The organism is Pseudoduganella namucuonensis (genome assembly GCF_900116645.1).
In the GTDB taxonomy this organism is placed as follows: Bacteria; Pseudomonadota; Gammaproteobacteria; order Burkholderiales; family Burkholderiaceae_D; genus Rugamonas; species Rugamonas namucuonensis.
Genome location: NZ_FPBO01000027.1, coordinates 41449 through 58915 on the forward strand (window position 1 = coordinate 41449; position 17467 = coordinate 58915).

Here is a 17467-nt window from a genome sequence, read left to right on the forward strand (position 1 = left end):
GCGAGTGTCCGAACGCTGTCCGAGCGGACCGCTTCGGACAGTATGTAACGTCTTGTATAGGCCGCGTAACGGCGTGTATATCGGCGCCGCGACATTCCGCTTGACCCATGTTGCAAGTTCAACCATTATCGCCGCACGCGACCGGCACGTGTCGCGCCACCGACCTTCCAAAACCAAGGAGATTTGCATGAAACGACTGTTACTGGCCGCCGCCATCGTGTGCGGCGTGGCCGGCCCGGCGCTGGCGGACGACGCCCTGAAGGCGGCCATCGCCAGCGGCACCCGCACGCCCGCCAACGTGGAGCGCGACGCGCAGCGCCATCCGTATGAAACGCTGACCTTCTTCGGCATCAAGCCCACCATGACGGTGGTGGAACTGTCGCCGGGCGGCGGCTGGTACACCGAGATCCTGGCGCCATACCTGCGCGACAAGGGCAAGCTGATCGCCGCCGGCGCCACGCCCGGCTCGGCCAGCGAGAACGTGCGCAAGGGCGCCGCGCGCTTCCAGGAGAAGCTCGACGCCGTGCCGGCCGCCTACGGCAAGGTGCAGCTGGGCGCCTTCGAACCGGGCAACGGCGTGTACAACTACGCGCCCAAGGGCACGGCCGACATGGTGCTCACCTTCCGCAACGTCCACAACTGGATCGGCACCGGCGACGCCAACATGAAGGCGCTGTTCGCCAGCGTGTACGACGCGCTGAAACCGGGCGGCGTGTTCGGCGTGGTGGACCACCGCCTGCCGGCCTCGGTGAAGCAGGACGAGAAGGCCAGCAGCGGCTACGTGCACGAGGCCTACGTGATCAAGCTGGCGGAGAACGCGGGCTTCAAGCTGGCCGGCAAATCGGAGGTGAACGCCAACCCCAGGGACAAGGCCGACCACGAGGGCGGCGTGTGGGCGCTGCCGCCAACCTACGGCAACAAGGACAAGGACCGCGCGAAATACGCCGCCATCGGCGAGAGCGACCGCATGACGCTGAAGTTCGTGAAACCTTAAGGCCGCAACCCAGGGGACAGACCCTCCGCGCCACGCGCTGTCGCAACGGCACGGGACGCGGAACGCGGGTCTGTCCCCGGCTCACGCCGCGTATCTCTGTAGTTTTTTAGCACAGATCGCCACAAAAACGCACGAACGATCTCTTTTTTGCACGAGAATGTTTTCCTCACGTTCCATCCGAGGATAGCCATGCGCCAGAACCTGCCCGTTACCGCGATCGAATACCAGATGGAGGAAGGCCGCCCCATCGTCTCCAAAACCGATCTGAAGGGCAAGATCACCTACGTCAATCCCTACTTTGCGGAAGTGAGCGGCTTTTCGCAGGAAGAGCTGCTGGGCGCGCCGCACAACCTGGTGCGCCATCCGGACATGCCGGAGGCGGCCTTCGCCGACCTGTGGGCGACGCTGAAAGCCGGCCAGTCCTGGACCGGCATGGTGAAGAACCGCCGCAAGAACGGCGACTTCTACTGGGTGCTGGCGAACGTGACGCCGGTGCTGGAGAACGGCCGCGCCACCGGCTACATGTCGGTGCGCACCCGGCCGGGCCGGCAACAGATCGAGGAGGCGGACCGGCTGTACCGCGCCATCGCGGCCGGCAGCGCCGGCAACGTCGCCCTCAAGCAGGGCCGCGTGGTGAAGACCGGTTTCGCCGGCAAGCTGGCGGGCCTGCGCACGCTGAGCATCCGCGCCCGCATCAACACCGGCCTGGTGGCCTTCAGCGCCATGTTCCTGCTGATGGGCGGGATCGGCGTGAGCCAACTGAACGGCGCCGCCGCCGGCTGGATGGGCGGACTGGCGGGCCTGGGGCTGGCCTTCACGCTGCTGCAGGCCTACGCCTTCCAGAAGGCGGTGGGCGCGCCGCTGCACCACGCGCTGGAGGCGGCGCGCACGCTGGCCGGCGGCGACCTGACCAGCGACATCGACACCTCCCGCGGCGACGACATGGGCCAGATGCTGCGCGCGCTGCAGCAGATGAATGTGAACCTGCGCGCCATCGTCGGCGACGTGCGCTCCAACGTGGAGTCGATGCGGGCCGCCACGGGCGACATCGCGGCGGGCAATATGAACCTGTCCCAGCGCACCGAGTCGCAGGCCTCCAGCCTGGAGCAGACGGCGGCCAGCATGGACCAGTTCTCGTCCACCGTGAAGCAGAACGCGGAGCACGCGCGGCAGGCCAGCCAGCTGGTGGTCTCGACCACCGAGGTGGCCACGCGCGGCGGCGATTCGGTGGCCAGGGTGGGCGCCACGATGAGCGACATCAGCGCCTCGGCGCACAAGATCGTGGATATCATCAGCCTGATCGACGGCATCGCCTTCCAGACCAACATCCTGGCGCTGAACGCGGCGGTGGAGGCGGCGCGCGCCGGCGAGCAGGGACGCGGCTTCGCCGTGGTGGCCTCCGAGGTGCGCAACCTGGCGCAGCGCTCGGCGGCCGCGGCGCGCGAGATCAAGGGGCTGATCGACGATTCGGTCAAGCAGGTGACGCTGGGCGACAAGCTGGTGGGCGAGGCGGGTCAGACCATGTCCGAGATCATCGGCTCGGTGCAGCGCGTGGCCGGCATCATGACCGAGATCGCCGGCGCCAGCCAGGAGCAGACCGGCGGCATCGCGCAGGTGAACCGCGCGGTGTCGGAGATGGACCAGGGCACGCAGCAGAACGCGGCGCTGGTCGAGGAGGCGGCGGCCGCCGCCGCCAGCCTGGACGAGCAGGCCGCGCAACTGGCGCTGGCGGTGTCGATGTTCCAGGTGCGGCGGCGCTGACTTCCCGCGCCTGCTGGAACTGGCGCTGGACAAGACGATCGCCAGCGACGGCCCGTACGAGATCGTCCAATACGGCTACAAGCTGACCAATCCGCGCCAGGCCGCGGAGGTGAAGAACAATGGCGTGATCGACGTGATGTGGGACGGCAGCAACCGCCAGCGCGAGACGGACTTGCTGCCGGTGCGCGTGTCGCTGCTGAAGGAACTGAACGATTACCGCCTGTTCCTGATACGCGCCGAGGACGCCGACAAGTTCGCGGCCGTCAAGACACTGGACCAGCTGCGCGCGCTGACCGCCGGCGCCGGCGTGAACTGGCCATCGACCGACGTGCTGCGCGCCAACGGCCTGCCGGTGATGACGTCGATAGACTATGAATACCTGTTTCCCATGCTGCGCGTGAAGCGCTTCGACTACATGCCGCGCGGCGCGCACGAGGCCTGGTCGGAACTGGCCCAGCACGAGGGCGAGGGACTGGCGGTGGAGCGCACCATCTTCCTGCACTACCGCGTGCCCTATTACTTCTTCGTCAGCCGCGCGCGGCCGGCGCTGGCCGCGCGCATCGAAAGGGGATTGCGGATCGCGCAGAAGGACGGCAGCTTCGACCGCCTGTTCAATTCCATCCCCGCCTTCCAGCGCGGGATGGAGGAGATTGCAGCCCGCAAGCGGCGCGTGTTCGAGCTGCACCTGCCCTGAGAAGCTGAAAAGATAGACAAAAGGGCAACCGCAAGTTAGAGTCTGCCGATGCGAAATCGATCGCAACTCCCATCAACTTCGGTGAAGGAACGGCAATGAGACAATACGGCGCGGAATTCTTTGGAACATTTTGGCTGGTGCTGGGCGGCTGCGGCAGCGCGGTGCTGGCGGCGGCGTTTCCCGGCGTGGGCATCGGCCTGCTGGGCGTATCGCTGGCCTTCGGCCTGACGGTGCTGACCATGGCCTACGCGATCGGCCACATTTCAGGCTGCCACCTGAACCCGGCGGTGTCGATCGGCCTGTGGGCCGGCGGACGCTTCCCCGCCAACAAGCTGCTGCCCTACATCGTGGCCCAGGTGCTGGGCGCGATCGTCGCCGGCGGCGTGCTGTACCTGATCGCCAGCGGCAAGGCCGGCTTCAGCCTGAGCGCCGACTTCGCCTCGAACGGCTATGGCGAGCACTCGCCGGGCGGCTACTCGCTGCTGGCGGCGCTGGTGACGGAAGTGGTGATGACGATGATGTTCCTGATCGTGATCCTCGGCGCCACCGACGGCCGCGCGCCGGGCGGCTTCGCGCCGCTGCCCATCGGCCTGGCGCTGACGCTGATCCACCTGATCAGCATCCCCGTCACCAACACCTCGGTCAATCCGGCGCGCAGCACCGGCGTGGCGCTGTACGTGGGCGACTGGGCGGTCGGCCAGCTCTGGCTGTTCTGGCTGGCGCCGATCGCGGGCGCCCTGCTCGGCGCGCTGGTCTACCGCCTGATCGGCAGCAACCAGGCGAGCCTGCAGGCGGTGCCGCAAACGGAACGCAACGCCGCGTAATCAGGGCTTTTTCACGGGCGCGAGATCGAGGTCGGCGAAGTCGAAGCTGAAGTCGGTCTCGCCGGACACCGGCGCCATCCTCACGCGCTCGATGCTGCCGTCCGGATTCAGCGAAAACGTCACATAGGCGTCGGCGTTGAGATGGCGCTGGCGCCAGCGGACGATGAAGCTGTCGTGCTGGAAGTGCTCCAGATCGCCCGTCAGGTCCGGCGTGCGCGCGAAGCGCATCACCTGCCGGTCCCCCTCCCGCCGTATCGTCACCTGGCCGTACCAGGGGTCCTGGTAGTCGCCCTCGTACGCCGCCAAGGCCAGCGAGGGCCGCGACGCCGCGTCGCGCGCGGCGGCGGCCTTGGCCACCTTGGCCAGTTCCTCCCGGTGCCGTTTGCGCTCGTCGTCCGCGACGATGGAGATCCAGTCGCGCGTGGAGCCGCCCAGGTAATGGTCGAGGATGCGCCACTGCAGCGCGTTCATCGAGCCGCCGTTCTCGGCGTTGGTGAAGATCGCCACGCCCAGCCTCTCCTCCGGCACCAGCAGCACGCGCGAATAAAAGCCCAGCAGCGCGCCGCCGTGCAGGGCCAGCTTGCGGCCCTTGTAGTCGCGCAGCTGGAAGCCCAGGCCGTAGGCGTTGAAGTTGGGACGGGTGGCGGCCAGCGCGCCCTTGGGATCGGGGATGCGCATGGCCGTTTGCGGGCTCCACATCTCGGCCAGCTGCTTTTCGCTGATGAGCTGAACGCCGTCCGGCGTTCTGCCGCCGTCCAGCAGCATGGCCATCCAGCGCGCGATGTCCTCCGCGTTGCTGTTGATGCCGACCGCGCCCTTGGCGTTCTCCACCGGCACAGCCGGCACGGCGACGGTGCGCTCGTCCACGCGGCTGTGCGGCGCGGCGTGGTCCGCCGCCCGCAGCATCGCGGCCTGGCTGGTGGTGGTCGCTTGCATGCCCAGCGGCGCCAGGATGCGCTCGCGCATCGCCTCCTCCCATGACTTGCCCGTCTTGTCGGCGACGATACGGCCGGCCACGATGTAGTGGACGTTGTCGTAGGCGTAGCCGTTGCGGAAGCTGGTGGCCGGCCGGATGAAGCGCAGCCGGGCGATGATCTCGTCGGTGCTGTAGGTGCTGCTCGGCCACCACAGCAGGTCGCCGGCGCCCAGCCCAAGGCCGCTGCGGTGCGTGACCAGGTCGCGGATGGTCATGGCGCCGGTCACGTAGGCGTCGCGCATCTGGAAGCCGGGCAGGTGCTGGATGACGGGATCGTCCCATTTCAGCTTGCCCTCGTCGACCAGCATGGCCAGCGCGGCGGCCGTGAAGGCCTTGGAGTTGGAGGCGATCTCGAACAGCGTCCGGCCGGTGACCGGGGCCGGCTCGCCGAGCTTGCGCACGCCGTAGCCCTTGGCCGCCACCACCTTGCCGTCCTTGACGATGGCGATGGCCATGCCGGGGACGTCGAAGGTCTTGAGGACGCGGTTCACGTCCGCGTCCAGGTCGTAGGCGGCCCGCTGCGCGGCCGCGGCGGGGGCGACGGCCACCTCGTGCGCGTGGAGGTTCGGCGCCGACAACGCCGATAACGCCAGCAGCAGCGGCGGCAACAACGAAACCCGCGACGCCGGCGACGGCGCGCCGCCTTTCCTCATCATCGGGCTCTTCCTCATCGCGCTCATTTCCTGTTCAGCACCTTGTCCACATTGGCCTGGGTGTCCGGGTGGTAGCGCGGGCGCGCCTGCTTGTACAGGGCCAGCGCCCATTCGCGGTCGGTGGGGCTCTTGAACAGCGCGGTGTACAGCGGCACCACGAACTTCTTGCGGCCCACCTTCATCAGGAAGGCGCTCAGCGGTTCGCGCACGTCGTGGCCGGCCTTCACGGACGCCAGCTGGAAGCGGAACGCCACCTCGTTGTTGCCGCTCCTGGCCAGGCCGAAGGCATGGTCCAGCTCCTTCAACTGGGCGGCGGTGGCCTTGCCGTCGATGCCGTTCAGGAAGTGCATCCATTCGATGGCGATCCAGTTCTTGGTGTCCAGCGTCGCCGTCGTCAACTCGCCCTTCAGCCACTGGTCGCGCTGCGCGTCCAGCGCGGTCAGGCGCGGCGACACGGCGCGCTTGGCGGTGCCGGGCACGCCGGCGCCGTGCAGCCATTCCTCCAGTTCGTTCTGCGTCATCACGTCCGGATACTTGTCCAGCAGGTTCTTGCGCAGGTAGGCCACGAACTGCTCGGTGGTGGCGGACTGGAAGGCGTGCTGGTCGAACCAGCCGCGCAGGAAGGGATCGAACACCTCGCGGCCGGCGCGCTGCTCCAGCGTGTGCAGCAGCCAGGCGCCCTTGGGATAGGCCAGGCCCTCGTCGGTGTAGGTCTGGGACGGGTTGCCGTCCGGGTCGCGCGTGATCAGCGCCTGCTTCGCGGTCGGGATGTCCTTGAGCGAGATGAACAGCTCCTCCTGCTCCAGCTGCAGGCCCATCTGCGCCACCTCCGCGCCGTAGATGCTTTCCACGATGCGGGTGGTGACGTAGGTGGTGAAGCCCTCGTTCAGCCACCAGTGCTTCCAGGTGGCGTTGGTGACCAGGTTGCCGGACCAGGAGTGCGCCAGTTCATGCGCGATCAGGTCGACCAGGCTGCGGTCGCCCGCGATCATGGTCGGCGTGAGGAAGGTCATGCGCGGGTTTTCCATGCCGCCGATGGGGAAGGACGGCGGCAGCACGATCATGTCGTAGCGTCCCCACCGGTAGGGGCCGTACAGCGCCTCGGCGGCGGCCACCATCTTCTCGGTGTCGGCCAGCTCGTAGGCGGCGGCCTCGATGCGCGCCGGCTCGGCGTAGACGGCGGTGCGCGGGCCGAGGTCGCGCACCTCGATCTCGCCGATGGCGATGGCCAGCAGGTAGGACGGGATGGGCTGCGGCATCTTGAACTTCCAGCCGCCGGCGCCGGTGGCCTTGGGGTCGTTCTCGGCGCTCATCACCACGCGCAGGCCGGACGGGGCGTCCACCCGCGCGCTGTAGGTGAAGCGCACGGCCGGCGTGTCCTGCACCGGCGCCCACGACCGCGCGTCGATGGTCTCGGACTGGCTGAACATGAAGGGCCGCTTGCCGGACATGGTCTGCTGCGGCGTCATCCACTGCAGCGCGGGCGCGGTGGGGGCGGTGCGGTAGTAGACGCGCACCTTCTCCGGCTGCGTTGGCAGCGAGATGCGCAGGGCCTGGCCCTTCTCGGGGTCCGGCTTGTCCAGCATGTAGGAGGCGGCGCTCCAGCGGCCGTTGGGCTGCAGCACCTGCACGCGGGCGATGTTCAACTGGCGGGTGTCGAGCACCAGCGCGCGGGCGGACTTGTCCAGCCAGTTCAGCGTGAGCTCGGCGTAGCCGGACAGCGTCTTGCTGCCGAAATCGGCCTTCAGGTCGAGGTGCAGGTTGGTGGTGCGGACCTGGTCGTAGCGCGCGTAGCTGAGCGGGTCGGCGTGGGCGGCCATGCCGATGCCGGCCAGCAGCGCGCACAGCGTTCTGCGCAGAGGGATAGTCGTTCGCATAGGCTCATTCGTCTTGTTGAGAAAAACGCCCGCCATGTTCGTGACTGGCGAAGCGGCGGTGCAGAATAGCATACCCAGGCGCCCGTGAACCGCGCGGCGCGGCGCGCTCGCTGTGCTATCATGCGGCCTGAACTTTGGGGAGTAGTCGGCTTCCGGTCCCGCCGGAAGAACCTGTGTCAACATGATCGGCCCGCAGGCCGTGGCGCAGGTGGCCAGCACCGCTGGCTTGACGAGACCATTGATCGAGGGGCGGCCGCTATGGGCCGGAGCCGCCCTTGGATCATTGGTTAACGTCCGGCCCTTGAGATCACCCCATCATGGAAGCTTTCCTCATCTCCGCGGGCATCGTGGCCCTGGCCGAAATCGGCGACAAAACCCAGCTGCTCGCCTTCCTGCTCGCCGCGCAATTCCGCCGTCCCGTGCCCATCGTGCTGGGCATCTTCACGGCCACCGTGCTCAACCACGCCTTCGCCGGCGCCGCCGGCGCCTTCGTCACCACCCTGCTGGGGCCGGACGCGCTGCGCTGGGTGCTGGGCCTGTCCTTCATCGCCATGGCGGGCTGGATACTGGTGCCGGACGAGATCGACGAGGACGCGCGGCCGGCGGCCAGGTACGGCGTGTTCGCGACCACGGTGATCGCCTTCTTCCTGGCCGAGATGGGCGACAAGACGCAGATCGCCACCGTGGCGCTGGCGGCCCGCTTCGACAGCCTGGCGGCGGTGGTGATGGGCACCACCCTCGGCATGATGCTGGCCAACGTGCCGGCCGTCTACCTGGGCAGGAGCGCGGCCACCAGGGTGCCGCTCAAGCTGGTGCACGGGATCGCGGCGCTGATCTTCGCGGCGCTGGGCGTGGCGACCCTGCTGGGGGCGGGCGACGGCCTGATTGGCTGACGTCGTCACTGCCGCGGCAGGCCGAGGATCACGCGGTGCGGCTGGCCGTCGTCGACCAGCGGGATGTCGTTGCCGGCCTGCGCAACCCCGTCGACCGTCAATCCCGGCGCGCCGCGCGCCACCTCGATCGTGTATTCGCTGCCGCCGAAGCGGTAGCGCAGCGTGTAGCCGTCCCAGTCTCCGGGAACCTTGGGATCGAGGGTCAGCTTGTCGGCCGAGCGCGTCAGGCCCAGCAGCGATTCCAGGATCAGCCGGTACATCCAGCCCGAGGACCCGGTGTACCAGCTCCAGCCGCCCCGGCCCACGTGCGGCGACACGGCGTACACGTCGGCCGTCACCACGTAGGGCTCCACCTTGTACACCATGCTCGACTCCCAGGTCGAGCCGTGCCGCACCGGATTGATCATCCGCATCAGCTCCCAGGCGCGCTCCACGTTGCCCATCTTGGCGAAGGCCATCACGGTCCAGATCGCGGCGTGGGTGTACTGGCCGCCGTTCTCGCGCACGCCCGGCACGTAGCCGCGGACATAGCCCGGATTCGGGTCGGCCTTGTCGAACGGCGGGTCGAGCAGCTGGATCAGGCCGTGGTCGCGCCGCACCAGGCGCTGGTCGACCTGCTCCATGGCGCCGTGCACGCGCTCCTTGTTGGCCGCGCCGGACAGCACGCCCCAGCTTTGCGAGATGGAGTCGATCTGGCATTCCTCGTTCTCGTGCGAGCCCAGCGGCGTGCCGTCGTCGAAATAGGCGCGGCGGTACCACTGGCCGTCCCACGCGTTCTGCTCGACGTTGGCGGCCAGCTTGCCCGCCTCCTCGCGGCACTCGGCGGCGAACGGGCCGTCGCCCTTGCGCTCGGCCACGCCGGCGAAGCGCTGCAGCACGTCGAACAGGAAGAAGGCCAGCCACACGCTCTCGCCCTTGCCCTCCTCGCCCACCTTGTCCATGCCGTCGTTCCAGTCGCAGGAGCCGATCAGCGGCAGGCCGTGCGCGCCGAAGCGCAGGCCGTTGCGGATGGCGCGCACGCAGTGCTCGTAGACGTCGCCCGTCTGCGCCGAGCGCACCGGCAGGTCGTAGTAGGAATCCTCCTCCTGCTTGACGGGGCGCCCCTCCAGGAAGTGCACCACCTCGCCCAGCACGCTGACGTCGCCGGTGCTGGAGACGTAGCGCCACACGGCCAGCGGCAGCCACAGGTAGTCGTCCGAGCAGTGCGTGCGCACGCCGCGGTCCGACGGCGGGTGCCACCAGTGCTGCACGTCGCCCTCCAGGAACTGGTGGGCGCAGCACAGCACGATGTGGTCGCGCAGGATCCTCGGTTCGGTGTGCACCATGGCCATCGCGTCCTGCAGCTGGTCGCGGAAGCCGAAGGCGCCGCCGGACTGGTAGTAGCCGCTGCGCGCCCACATGCGGCAGGCGATGGTCTGGTACATCAGCCAGCCGTTGGCGATGACGTCGATGGCCGGTTCCGGCGTGGTGATCTGCACCGCGCCCAGCACCCGGTCCCAGTGCGCGCGCACGGCCGCCAGCGTCTCGCGCGCGGCGGCCAGGCCGCCGTGCTTCTGCACCAGGCTGGAGGCGTCGGCGTTGCGGCGCCCGCCCAGGCCGAGGATGAACACGATCTCGCGCTCCTGGCCCGGCATCAGGTCGAACGGCGCCTGGATCGCGCCGCAGCTGTCGAGCGCCGTGCCGACCTTGCCGGACAGGCGCGAGCGCTTGAGCGCGGCCGGACTGGCCAGCGTGCCGTTGCGGCCGACGAACTCGGCGCGGTCGGCCGTCACCGAGCGCAGGCTGGCGTCGGCGTTGAAGAAGGCCACGCGGCCGGAGAACTCGGTGTTGTACGGGTTCCTGGCCAGCAGCGCGCCGCTGACCGCGTCCACCTCGGTGATGATGTGCATGCCGGACTTGGAGCGCATGTCGCCCAGCACCCACTCGACGTAGCCGGTGACGGACAGGCGGCGGTTGATCAGCGAGTCGTTGCGCACCTTGATGACGGTGTAGCGCACCGGCGCGTCCAGCGCCACGAAGGTGGTCAGCTCGGAGGTGACGCCGGCCTCGGTGTGCTCGAACACGCTGTAGCCGAAACCGTGGCGCGTGACGTAGTCGCCGGCGCCGCGGGCCGGCAGCGCCGTGGGCGACCACACCTGCCCGCTCTGCTCGTCGCGCAGGTAGAAGGCCTCGCCGCTGGCGTCGGACACCGGGTCGTTGTGCCACGGCGTGAGGCGGTACTCGTGCGCGTTCTCCTGCCAGGTGTAGGCCTGGCCGCTCTCCGAGATCACGCTGCCGAACTGCGGGTTGGCCAGCACGTTGGACCAGGGCGCCGGGGTGCGCTGGTTGGCGCCGGTGACGATCACGTACTCGCGGCCGTCGGCCGAGAAGCCGCCCATGCCGTTGTCCAGGATCAGCCCGTGCGGGCGGCGCGTGTTGGGGCCGGCGTCCGAATACTCGCCGCGGGTGTCGGCCATCAGCGGCGGCATGCGCAGCGGCGCCGGGCCGGGCCGCTTGATCTGCTCGGCCAGCGTGCCGCGCTCGTCGCTGACGATGACGCGCGCCACCGACTGCAGCAGCACCCGGTCGTCCGGCGCGATCTGCTCGCCCATGCGCACGAAGATGCCGCCCGGGCGGTCGATGGCCTGGGCGTCGATGCCGGAGGCGATCAGGCCCATGATCTGGTCGTGCAGCGCCTGGCGGTAGCCGGACAGGTCCTCGTACCAGATCACCAGGTCCACCACCAGCCCCTTCAGGCGCCAGTAGGCGTGCGCCTGCACCATCTGGCGCGCCAGCTCGATGTTGGCCGGGTCGCGGATCTGCAGCAGCACGATGGGCAGGTCGCCCGAGATCGCGTAGGCCCACAGGCCGGACTGGCCGCGCTGGTTGCGCGTCAGGATGCCGGCGTCGGCGCGCAGCGCGGCGTTCGGGTAGATCACGCTGTTGGCCAGGCGGCCGTACAGCTGGGCGTCGGTCTCGCTGGCGTTGAGCTGGCGCAGCACCACCTGGCTGTGGGTCCAGGCCAGTTCGAACACGCGGTCGGCCAGGTGGCGGTCCTGGTACTTGTCGATCAGGTGCAGCGCGGCCTCGCGCGTGTCGGTCATGCCGGTGACGATGTCGACCACGGCCGACTCGTCCGGCTCCAGCACCACCTGGTAGCGGATCGCCACGATGGGGTCCAGCACCGAGCCCTCGGCGCCGCTCAGCGGCCCCTCGTCGATCATGGCGCGCGGCGCGATCGCCGTGTTGCCGCGGCCCAGGAACTTCGAGCGGTCGGTCTCGTAGGACACGCTGCTGACCGAGGCGTCGTGCAAGGTCATCAGGTGCAGCATGTAGGGCATGTGCTCGTCCTTGCCGCGCGGGCGGCGGGTGCACAGGATGGCCGTCTCGTGCGGCAGCACCTCGGTCTGCACGAACAGCTTGGAGAAGGCCGGGTGCGCCGCGTCGGCGGCGGCCGGCGCCATCACCACCTCGGCGAAGCTGGTCACCTCGATGGTGCGGCGGCGGTCGGACTTGTTGGTGATGCGGGTGCGCCGCATCTCGATGTCGTCCTCCGGCGAGACCACGATCTCGGTGTACAGCTCCAGTTCGCGGTCGGTGCGGCGGAACTCGGCGCGGCCCTCGGAGAAGATCACCTCGTACTTGCGCGGCTCGACCAGGGTGGGCTGGTAGGTGGTGGACCAGAAGGCGCCGTCCTCCAGGTCGCGCACGTAGCAGAAGTTGCCCCAGTTGTCGCGCGTGCTGTCCTCGCGCCAGCGGGTCACGGCCAGGTCCTTCCAGCGGCTGTAGCTGCCGCCGGCGTTGGTCACCATCACATGGTAGCGGCCGTTCGACAGCAGCTGCGTCTCCGGCACCGGCGTGGCGGCCTGACCCAGGATCCGCATCGGCATCATGGACTGCTCCTGCGCCGTGCTGCGGATGGCGGCCTGCTCGGCCGTGTTGGAATAGAAGGCGCCCGCCTGCGGGCTGCGCTCCTGCAGCACCAGCAGCGTCGATTGCAGCAGCGGGTCGGCCTCGAAGCGGCGCTGCATGGGCCGGTCGTGCAGCAGGAAGCTCAGCGCCAGCAGGCCCATGCCCTGGTGGTGCACCATGAAGGAGCGGATCACCGCGTGGCTCTGGCCGCGCGGCAGGCGCGCCGCCGTGAAGTCGACCGCCTCGTAGAAGCCGTAGCGGCCCATGAAGCCCATGGCGGCCATGCGCTGCAGGTTGACGCACGCGGCCTCGGCGCGCACCATCAGGCCCAGCATGGTGGCGTAGGGCGCGATCACCAGGTCGTCCGCCAGGCCGCGCTTCAGGCCCAGGCCGGGCACGCCGAAGGCGCGGTACTGGTAGTTGAGCGAGGCGTCGGTGGTGTTGTAGCCGGACTCGGAGATCCCCCACGGCACGCTGCGCTGCTTGCCGTACTCGATCTGCGCGGTGATGACGGACTGGTAGGTCTGGTCCAGCAGCGTCTCCGGGTAGTTCGGCATCACCAGCAGCGGCATCAGGTATTCGAACATGGAGCCGGACCACGACAGCAGCACCGGCTCGCCGTTCAGGATGCACAGCTGGCGGCCCAGCGCGAACCAGTGCTCCTGCGGCAGCTGGCCCTGGGCGATGGCGACGAAGCTGGCCAGCCGCACCTCGGAGGCCAGCAGGTCGTAATAGCTGGCGTCCAGGCGCCGCTCGGTGACGTTGTAGCCGATCGCCAGCAGGTTGGTGGTGGGGTTGAACAGGAAGCCGTATTCCACCTGCGCGTATTCCTGCGCCTGGCGCGCCAGGTCGGTCAGCTCGGCGATGCGCTCGCGCGCCCTGATGCTGCCGCGCTCCACCAGCGCCGCCAGCACCTGCTGGCGTTCGCGTTCGCTGGGCGCCAGGTCGGACTGCGGGCTGCCGCTGGCCGGCATGCCGGCCAGTTCGCGCAGCGTGGGGATGCGCATCATGTTGGCGTCGAAGATCTCGCCGGCCGTGATCCACGGCGCCAACTCCAGCAGGTCGTCCAGCGCGGCGCGGCACTGCGCGGCCAGCGCCGCGGCCCAGTGGCGCACGGCGGGGTCGGCGGCGGCCTCGTGGCCGGGATCGAAGGCGGCGCTGGCCTCGGCCGCGCGCTTGAGCCAGGCGTGCATGTCGACCAGGCTGGCCGGGAACAGCGGCAGCACGGCGGCGGCGTCGCGCCGCAGCGCCAGCAGCTGCTCGGGCACGGCGGCGCCGGCCGCGGCGGCGGCCTCGTGCAGCACGTCGATGGTGGTGACGATGCCGTCCAGCAGTTGCACGCCGGCGATGGGCTGGTCCAGCTGGTGCAGCAGGCCCTGCTGCAGGGTCAGCAGGTGGCCGGCCAGGTTGCCGCTGTCCACCGTCGAGATGTAGACGGGATGCAGCGGCTTCATGCTCAGCGTGTCGTACCAGTTGTAGAAATGGCCCTGGTGGCGTTCCAGCTGGGCCATGCTGCGCATGGTGGCGGCGGTGCGCGCCACCAGCTCGCCGCCGCCGATGTAGCCGAAGTCGTGCGCGCTCAGGTTGGCCAGCAGCGCCATGCCGATGTTGGTGGGCGAGGTGCGGTGGGCGATCACCTGGGTCGGATGCTCTTGCATATTGTCCGGCGGCAGCCAGTTGTCCTGGGGTCCGACGAAGGTTTCGAAATAGCCCCAGGTCTTGCGCGCCAGCGTGTGCAGGAAGCGGTTCTGCTCCTCCGTCAGCACCGCCTGCTCGCGCGGCAGCGGAAGGCTGATCCACCACGCCACCACCGGCGCGCCCAGCCAGGCCGCCAGGAACAGCAGCGCCGGGCCGATCGCGCCCGGGCGCCAGGCCACCAGGGCGGCGCCGGCCGCCAGCGCGATGGCGGGCGAGGCCCACATGCCGCGCCAGTGGTCGGCCAGCGAGTCGCCGCCGCGCGCCAGCGCGGAGGCGCGCCATTCCAGCAAGTGGCGGCGCGAGAACAGCAGCCGCCAGCCGGTGCGCACGATGGCGTCCAGGCTGATGTAGCTTTCGTAGGGCAGGAACACCAGCGTCAGCAGCGCGTGCGCGAAATGCAGGCGGCTGCGCCACAGCGATTGCGCGATGTGCTGGCTCCACAGCGTGTCGCGCGGCCGGCGCAGCAGGTCGTACACGGCGCTGGCCAGCGGCGGCAGGAAGATCACCGCCAGCACGGCGGCGGTCCAGTACCACGGGTTGGGCAGCGCTATCCAGGCCAGCAGCAGCGACAGGGTCAGCACCGGCGCCACCAGGCTGCGGCGCAGGTTGTCGAACAGCTTCCAGCGCGACAGCGCGGACAGCGGGTTGCGCTCGCGGCGCCGGGCCTGGGTGCGCGCCTGGGCGCGGGCCTGCGTCCCCTCGCGGTCGGCGCCCGGCAGCGGCGTGGACGGCATCAGCCACGACAGCAACTGCCAGTCGCCGCGCATCCAGCGCTGGCGGCGCGTGATGTCGTCGCTGTAGCGGGCCGGGTATTGCTCGTAGAGCTGGGCGTCGCTCAGCAGGCCGGCGCGCAGGTAGCAGCCCTCCAGCAGGTCGTGGCTGAGGATGCGGTTCTCCGGCAGCCGGCCGCCCAGCACCTGCTCGAACACGTCCACGTCGTAGATGCCCTTGCCGATGAAGGAGCCCTCGTAGAACACGTCCTGGTAGACGTCGGACACGGTGCGGGTGTAGGGGTCGATGCCCGGCTCGCCGCCGCACAGCTTCTCGTAGCGCGAGGCGTTCTCGCTGGGCAGGCTGACCGCCACCCGCGGCTGCAGGATGCCGTAGCCCTCGACCACGCGGTTGCGGTGCGGGTCCACCCGCGGCCGGTTCAGCGGGTGCTGCATGGTGGCCACGAACTGGCGCGCGGCGTCGCGCGGCAGCTGGGTGTCGGTGTCGAGCGTGATCACGTAGCGGATGGTCTCCAGCTCGCCCACGTCGCCCACCACCAGCGAGAAGCATTCGCGGGCGCCGCCGCGCAGGAAGCGGTTCAGCTCCTCGAGCTTGCCGCGCTTGCGTTCGCGCCCCATCCACACGCCCTCGGCGCGGTTGTACAGCCGCGGCCGGTGCAGCAGCAGGAAGGGGCCGTTGGACGCGTGGCCGGCCGGCCCGGCGGTGGCCGCCGCGCCGTGCGGCGTGACGTCCTCGCCGGCCGTGTATTTCTGGTTCAGGCGGCGGATGCCCTCCTGCGCCTGCAGCAGCAGCGCCGCGTCGGACGCCAGCGTCTCCTCCTTGGCGTCGGCGAAGTCGGTCAGCAGGCAGAAGCGCAGGTTGCGGTCGCGGTTGGCCAGGAAGCGCACCTCCAGCTGCTCGATCAGCTCGTCGACGTTCTCCTTGCTGTAGATCAGCGTGGGCACGGCCACCAGCGCGCGCGCGTTGGACGGGATGCCGTCGCGGTAATCCATGCGCGGCAGCGGGTTCGGGCGGGTCAGCAGCGTCGCGGCCCAGTTCACCAGCGCCAGGCCCAGCTGGGTGCTGGCCAGCAGCGCCAGCACGGCCAGCAGCGCCAGCGCCCAGCCATCCACGCCGTCGCGCATGGCGCGGTCGAACATCATGCCGGCCGCCACCACGGTGACGGCGGCCACCGCGCCCAGGTAGGACGTCAGCGGCGAGGCGCGCGCGGTGCGCTGCAGCGCGTCCCACATCGGCCAGCGCACGCCGGCCTGTCGCTCCAGCGCCAGCACGCCGCGGTCGACCAGGTAGAAGCCGACGTGGCCGTGGCGCGGGTCGCCGGTGTCGCGGTTGTTGCGCGCCAGTTGCAGCGCCATGGCGGCGATCTCCTGCTCGCTGAGACGCGAACGGCGGGCGAGCTTCTCGATCACGTGGCGGTACTGGTCGCGGGTGGAGAAGTCCATCTCGCCGTAGACGTCGACCGGGTCCATGCGCAGGGTCTGCTCGACCACGCTCATGGTTTCGACGAACTCCTGCCAGTCCATGGTGCCCAGGAAGCGCAGGCTGCCGATGCTGTTGGCGATGGAGACCTGCTCGGCGGCCTGCTGCTGGATCTCGGCCTGTACCAGCTGCTCGATGGTCTGGCCGGTCTCGGCCAGGCGGTGGGTCAGCCAGGTCAGCGCCAGGTTCAGCGCCGTGCTCTGGCCCTGCATGCGGCGCGCCAGCTCGGCCACGAAGCCGCTGGTGATGGGCGGGTTGGAGCGCGCCATGTCGGCCACCAGCAGGATCAGGCCGCTGGGGTTCTTGTCGGCGATCTCCATCATCTGGTCGGCCCAGGTGTTGGCCAGGTCGCGCTGCAGGCGGTTCTCGGCCACGCGCGCGGCCACCCGGCGCAGGTTCTCGATCAGCGCCAGGCGCAGCATGATGGGGATGGCCCACAGCTCGCCCAGTTTCAGCTTGGTGACCTCCTGGTAGGCGTCGACGAAGCGGCACAGGCTCTCGGGATCGACGCGGCCGTCGCCGTGGGCGATGATCTCCAGCGCGATCTGGTAGACGCGCGGGGTGCCGTCGGGCGCGCCCTTGGCCAGGCGCGGCAGTTCCTTGCTGTAATTCTTGGGCAGGTGGCGCCGCGCGGTGCGGATCTGCTCCTCGATCAGGTAGGAGTTGTCCAGCAGCCACTCGGAGGCCGGCGTGATCTGTCGCGCGGTCTTGACGGCGGCGGTCAGCTCGTCGCAGGTGCGGGAAATGACGTCGGCGTTCTCACGCAGACGCGCCAGCAGACGGTCGGGGCCGCCGCGCGGGCTCAGTTCATGGTTGGCGGCCAACACCTTGCCATGGGCCGCCATCTGCAGCGCGCTGAACAGCTCGGCGCGCAGCGGGGAATCATCATCCTCCGCGCCCGTCGGCGACGCACCTGCAGTAGCCTCCCGAAAACCAAACTTTATGCCGCGCAAGAAAGGGGGATGCTCGTTCAATTGGACCTCGCTGTTTTCCCT

8 protein-coding genes and 1 riboswitch are annotated in these 17467 nt (G+C 69.4%); of the genes, 5 read left to right on the plus strand and 3 right to left on the minus strand.

The window, feature by feature from the left end; translation table 11 throughout:
* The first annotated feature begins 187 nt into the window (after window positions 1-187).
* The 4 genes from BM436_RS24215 (at window position 188) to aqpZ (ending at window position 4273) form a co-directional block, all read left to right on the plus strand.
* Window positions 188-994, plus strand: a complete 807-nt coding sequence (locus BM436_RS24215; protein WP_093558107.1) for a class I SAM-dependent methyltransferase — start codon at window positions 188-190, stop codon at window positions 992-994.
* Window positions 995-1183: 189 nt separating this feature from the next.
* Window positions 1184-2755: a methyl-accepting chemotaxis protein gene (locus BM436_RS24220; RefSeq protein WP_093558108.1), complete on the plus strand. Its 1572-nt coding sequence runs from the start codon at window positions 1184-1186 to the stop codon at window positions 2753-2755.
* Between the two features lie 109 nt (window positions 2756-2864).
* On the plus strand, window positions 2865-3449 hold the full coding sequence (locus tag BM436_RS24225) for a transporter substrate-binding domain-containing protein (RefSeq protein ID WP_093558109.1): 585 nt from the start codon (window positions 2865-2867) through the stop codon (window positions 3447-3449).
* Between the two features lie 95 nt (window positions 3450-3544).
* The gene (gene aqpZ, locus BM436_RS24230; protein WP_093558110.1) at window positions 3545-4273 is read left to right on the plus strand and encodes an aquaporin Z; all 729 of its coding nucleotides are present in this window, start codon (window positions 3545-3547) and stop codon (window positions 4271-4273) included.
* Here the strand turns inward: aqpZ and BM436_RS24235 are convergent, their stop codons facing one another.
* Together BM436_RS24235 and BM436_RS24240 are read right to left on the minus strand one after the other, a co-directional pair.
* Window positions 4274-5905 carry a serine hydrolase gene (locus BM436_RS24235; RefSeq protein ID WP_229490660.1) on the minus strand — a complete coding sequence of 544 codons (1632 nt, stop codon included), beginning with the start codon at window positions 5903-5905 and terminating at the stop codon, window positions 4274-4276.
* A gap of 20 nt (window positions 5906-5925) precedes the next feature.
* A complete protein-coding gene (locus BM436_RS24240) occupies window positions 5926-7779 on the minus strand; it encodes a M1 family metallopeptidase (RefSeq protein ID WP_177307459.1) in 1854 nt (617 codons plus the stop codon).
* Between the two features lie 119 nt (window positions 7780-7898).
* A riboswitch (yybP-ykoY riboswitch) is annotated at window positions 7899-8007 on the plus strand.
* An 89-nt stretch (window positions 8008-8096) separates the two neighbouring features.
* On the opposite strand from BM436_RS24240, the gene BM436_RS24245 reads away from it, so the two are divergent.
* A complete protein-coding gene (locus BM436_RS24245; protein WP_093558111.1) occupies window positions 8097-8672 on the plus strand; it encodes a TMEM165/GDT1 family protein in 576 nt (191 codons plus the stop codon).
* Between the two features lie 5 nt (window positions 8673-8677).
* Here the strand turns inward: BM436_RS24245 and BM436_RS24250 are convergent, their stop codons facing one another.
* Window positions 8678-17416 carry a GH36-type glycosyl hydrolase domain-containing protein gene (locus tag BM436_RS24250; RefSeq protein WP_371859663.1) on the minus strand — a complete coding sequence of 2913 codons (8739 nt, stop codon included), beginning with the start codon at window positions 17414-17416 and terminating at the stop codon, window positions 8678-8680.
* Window positions 17417-17467: the final 51 nt, after the last annotated feature.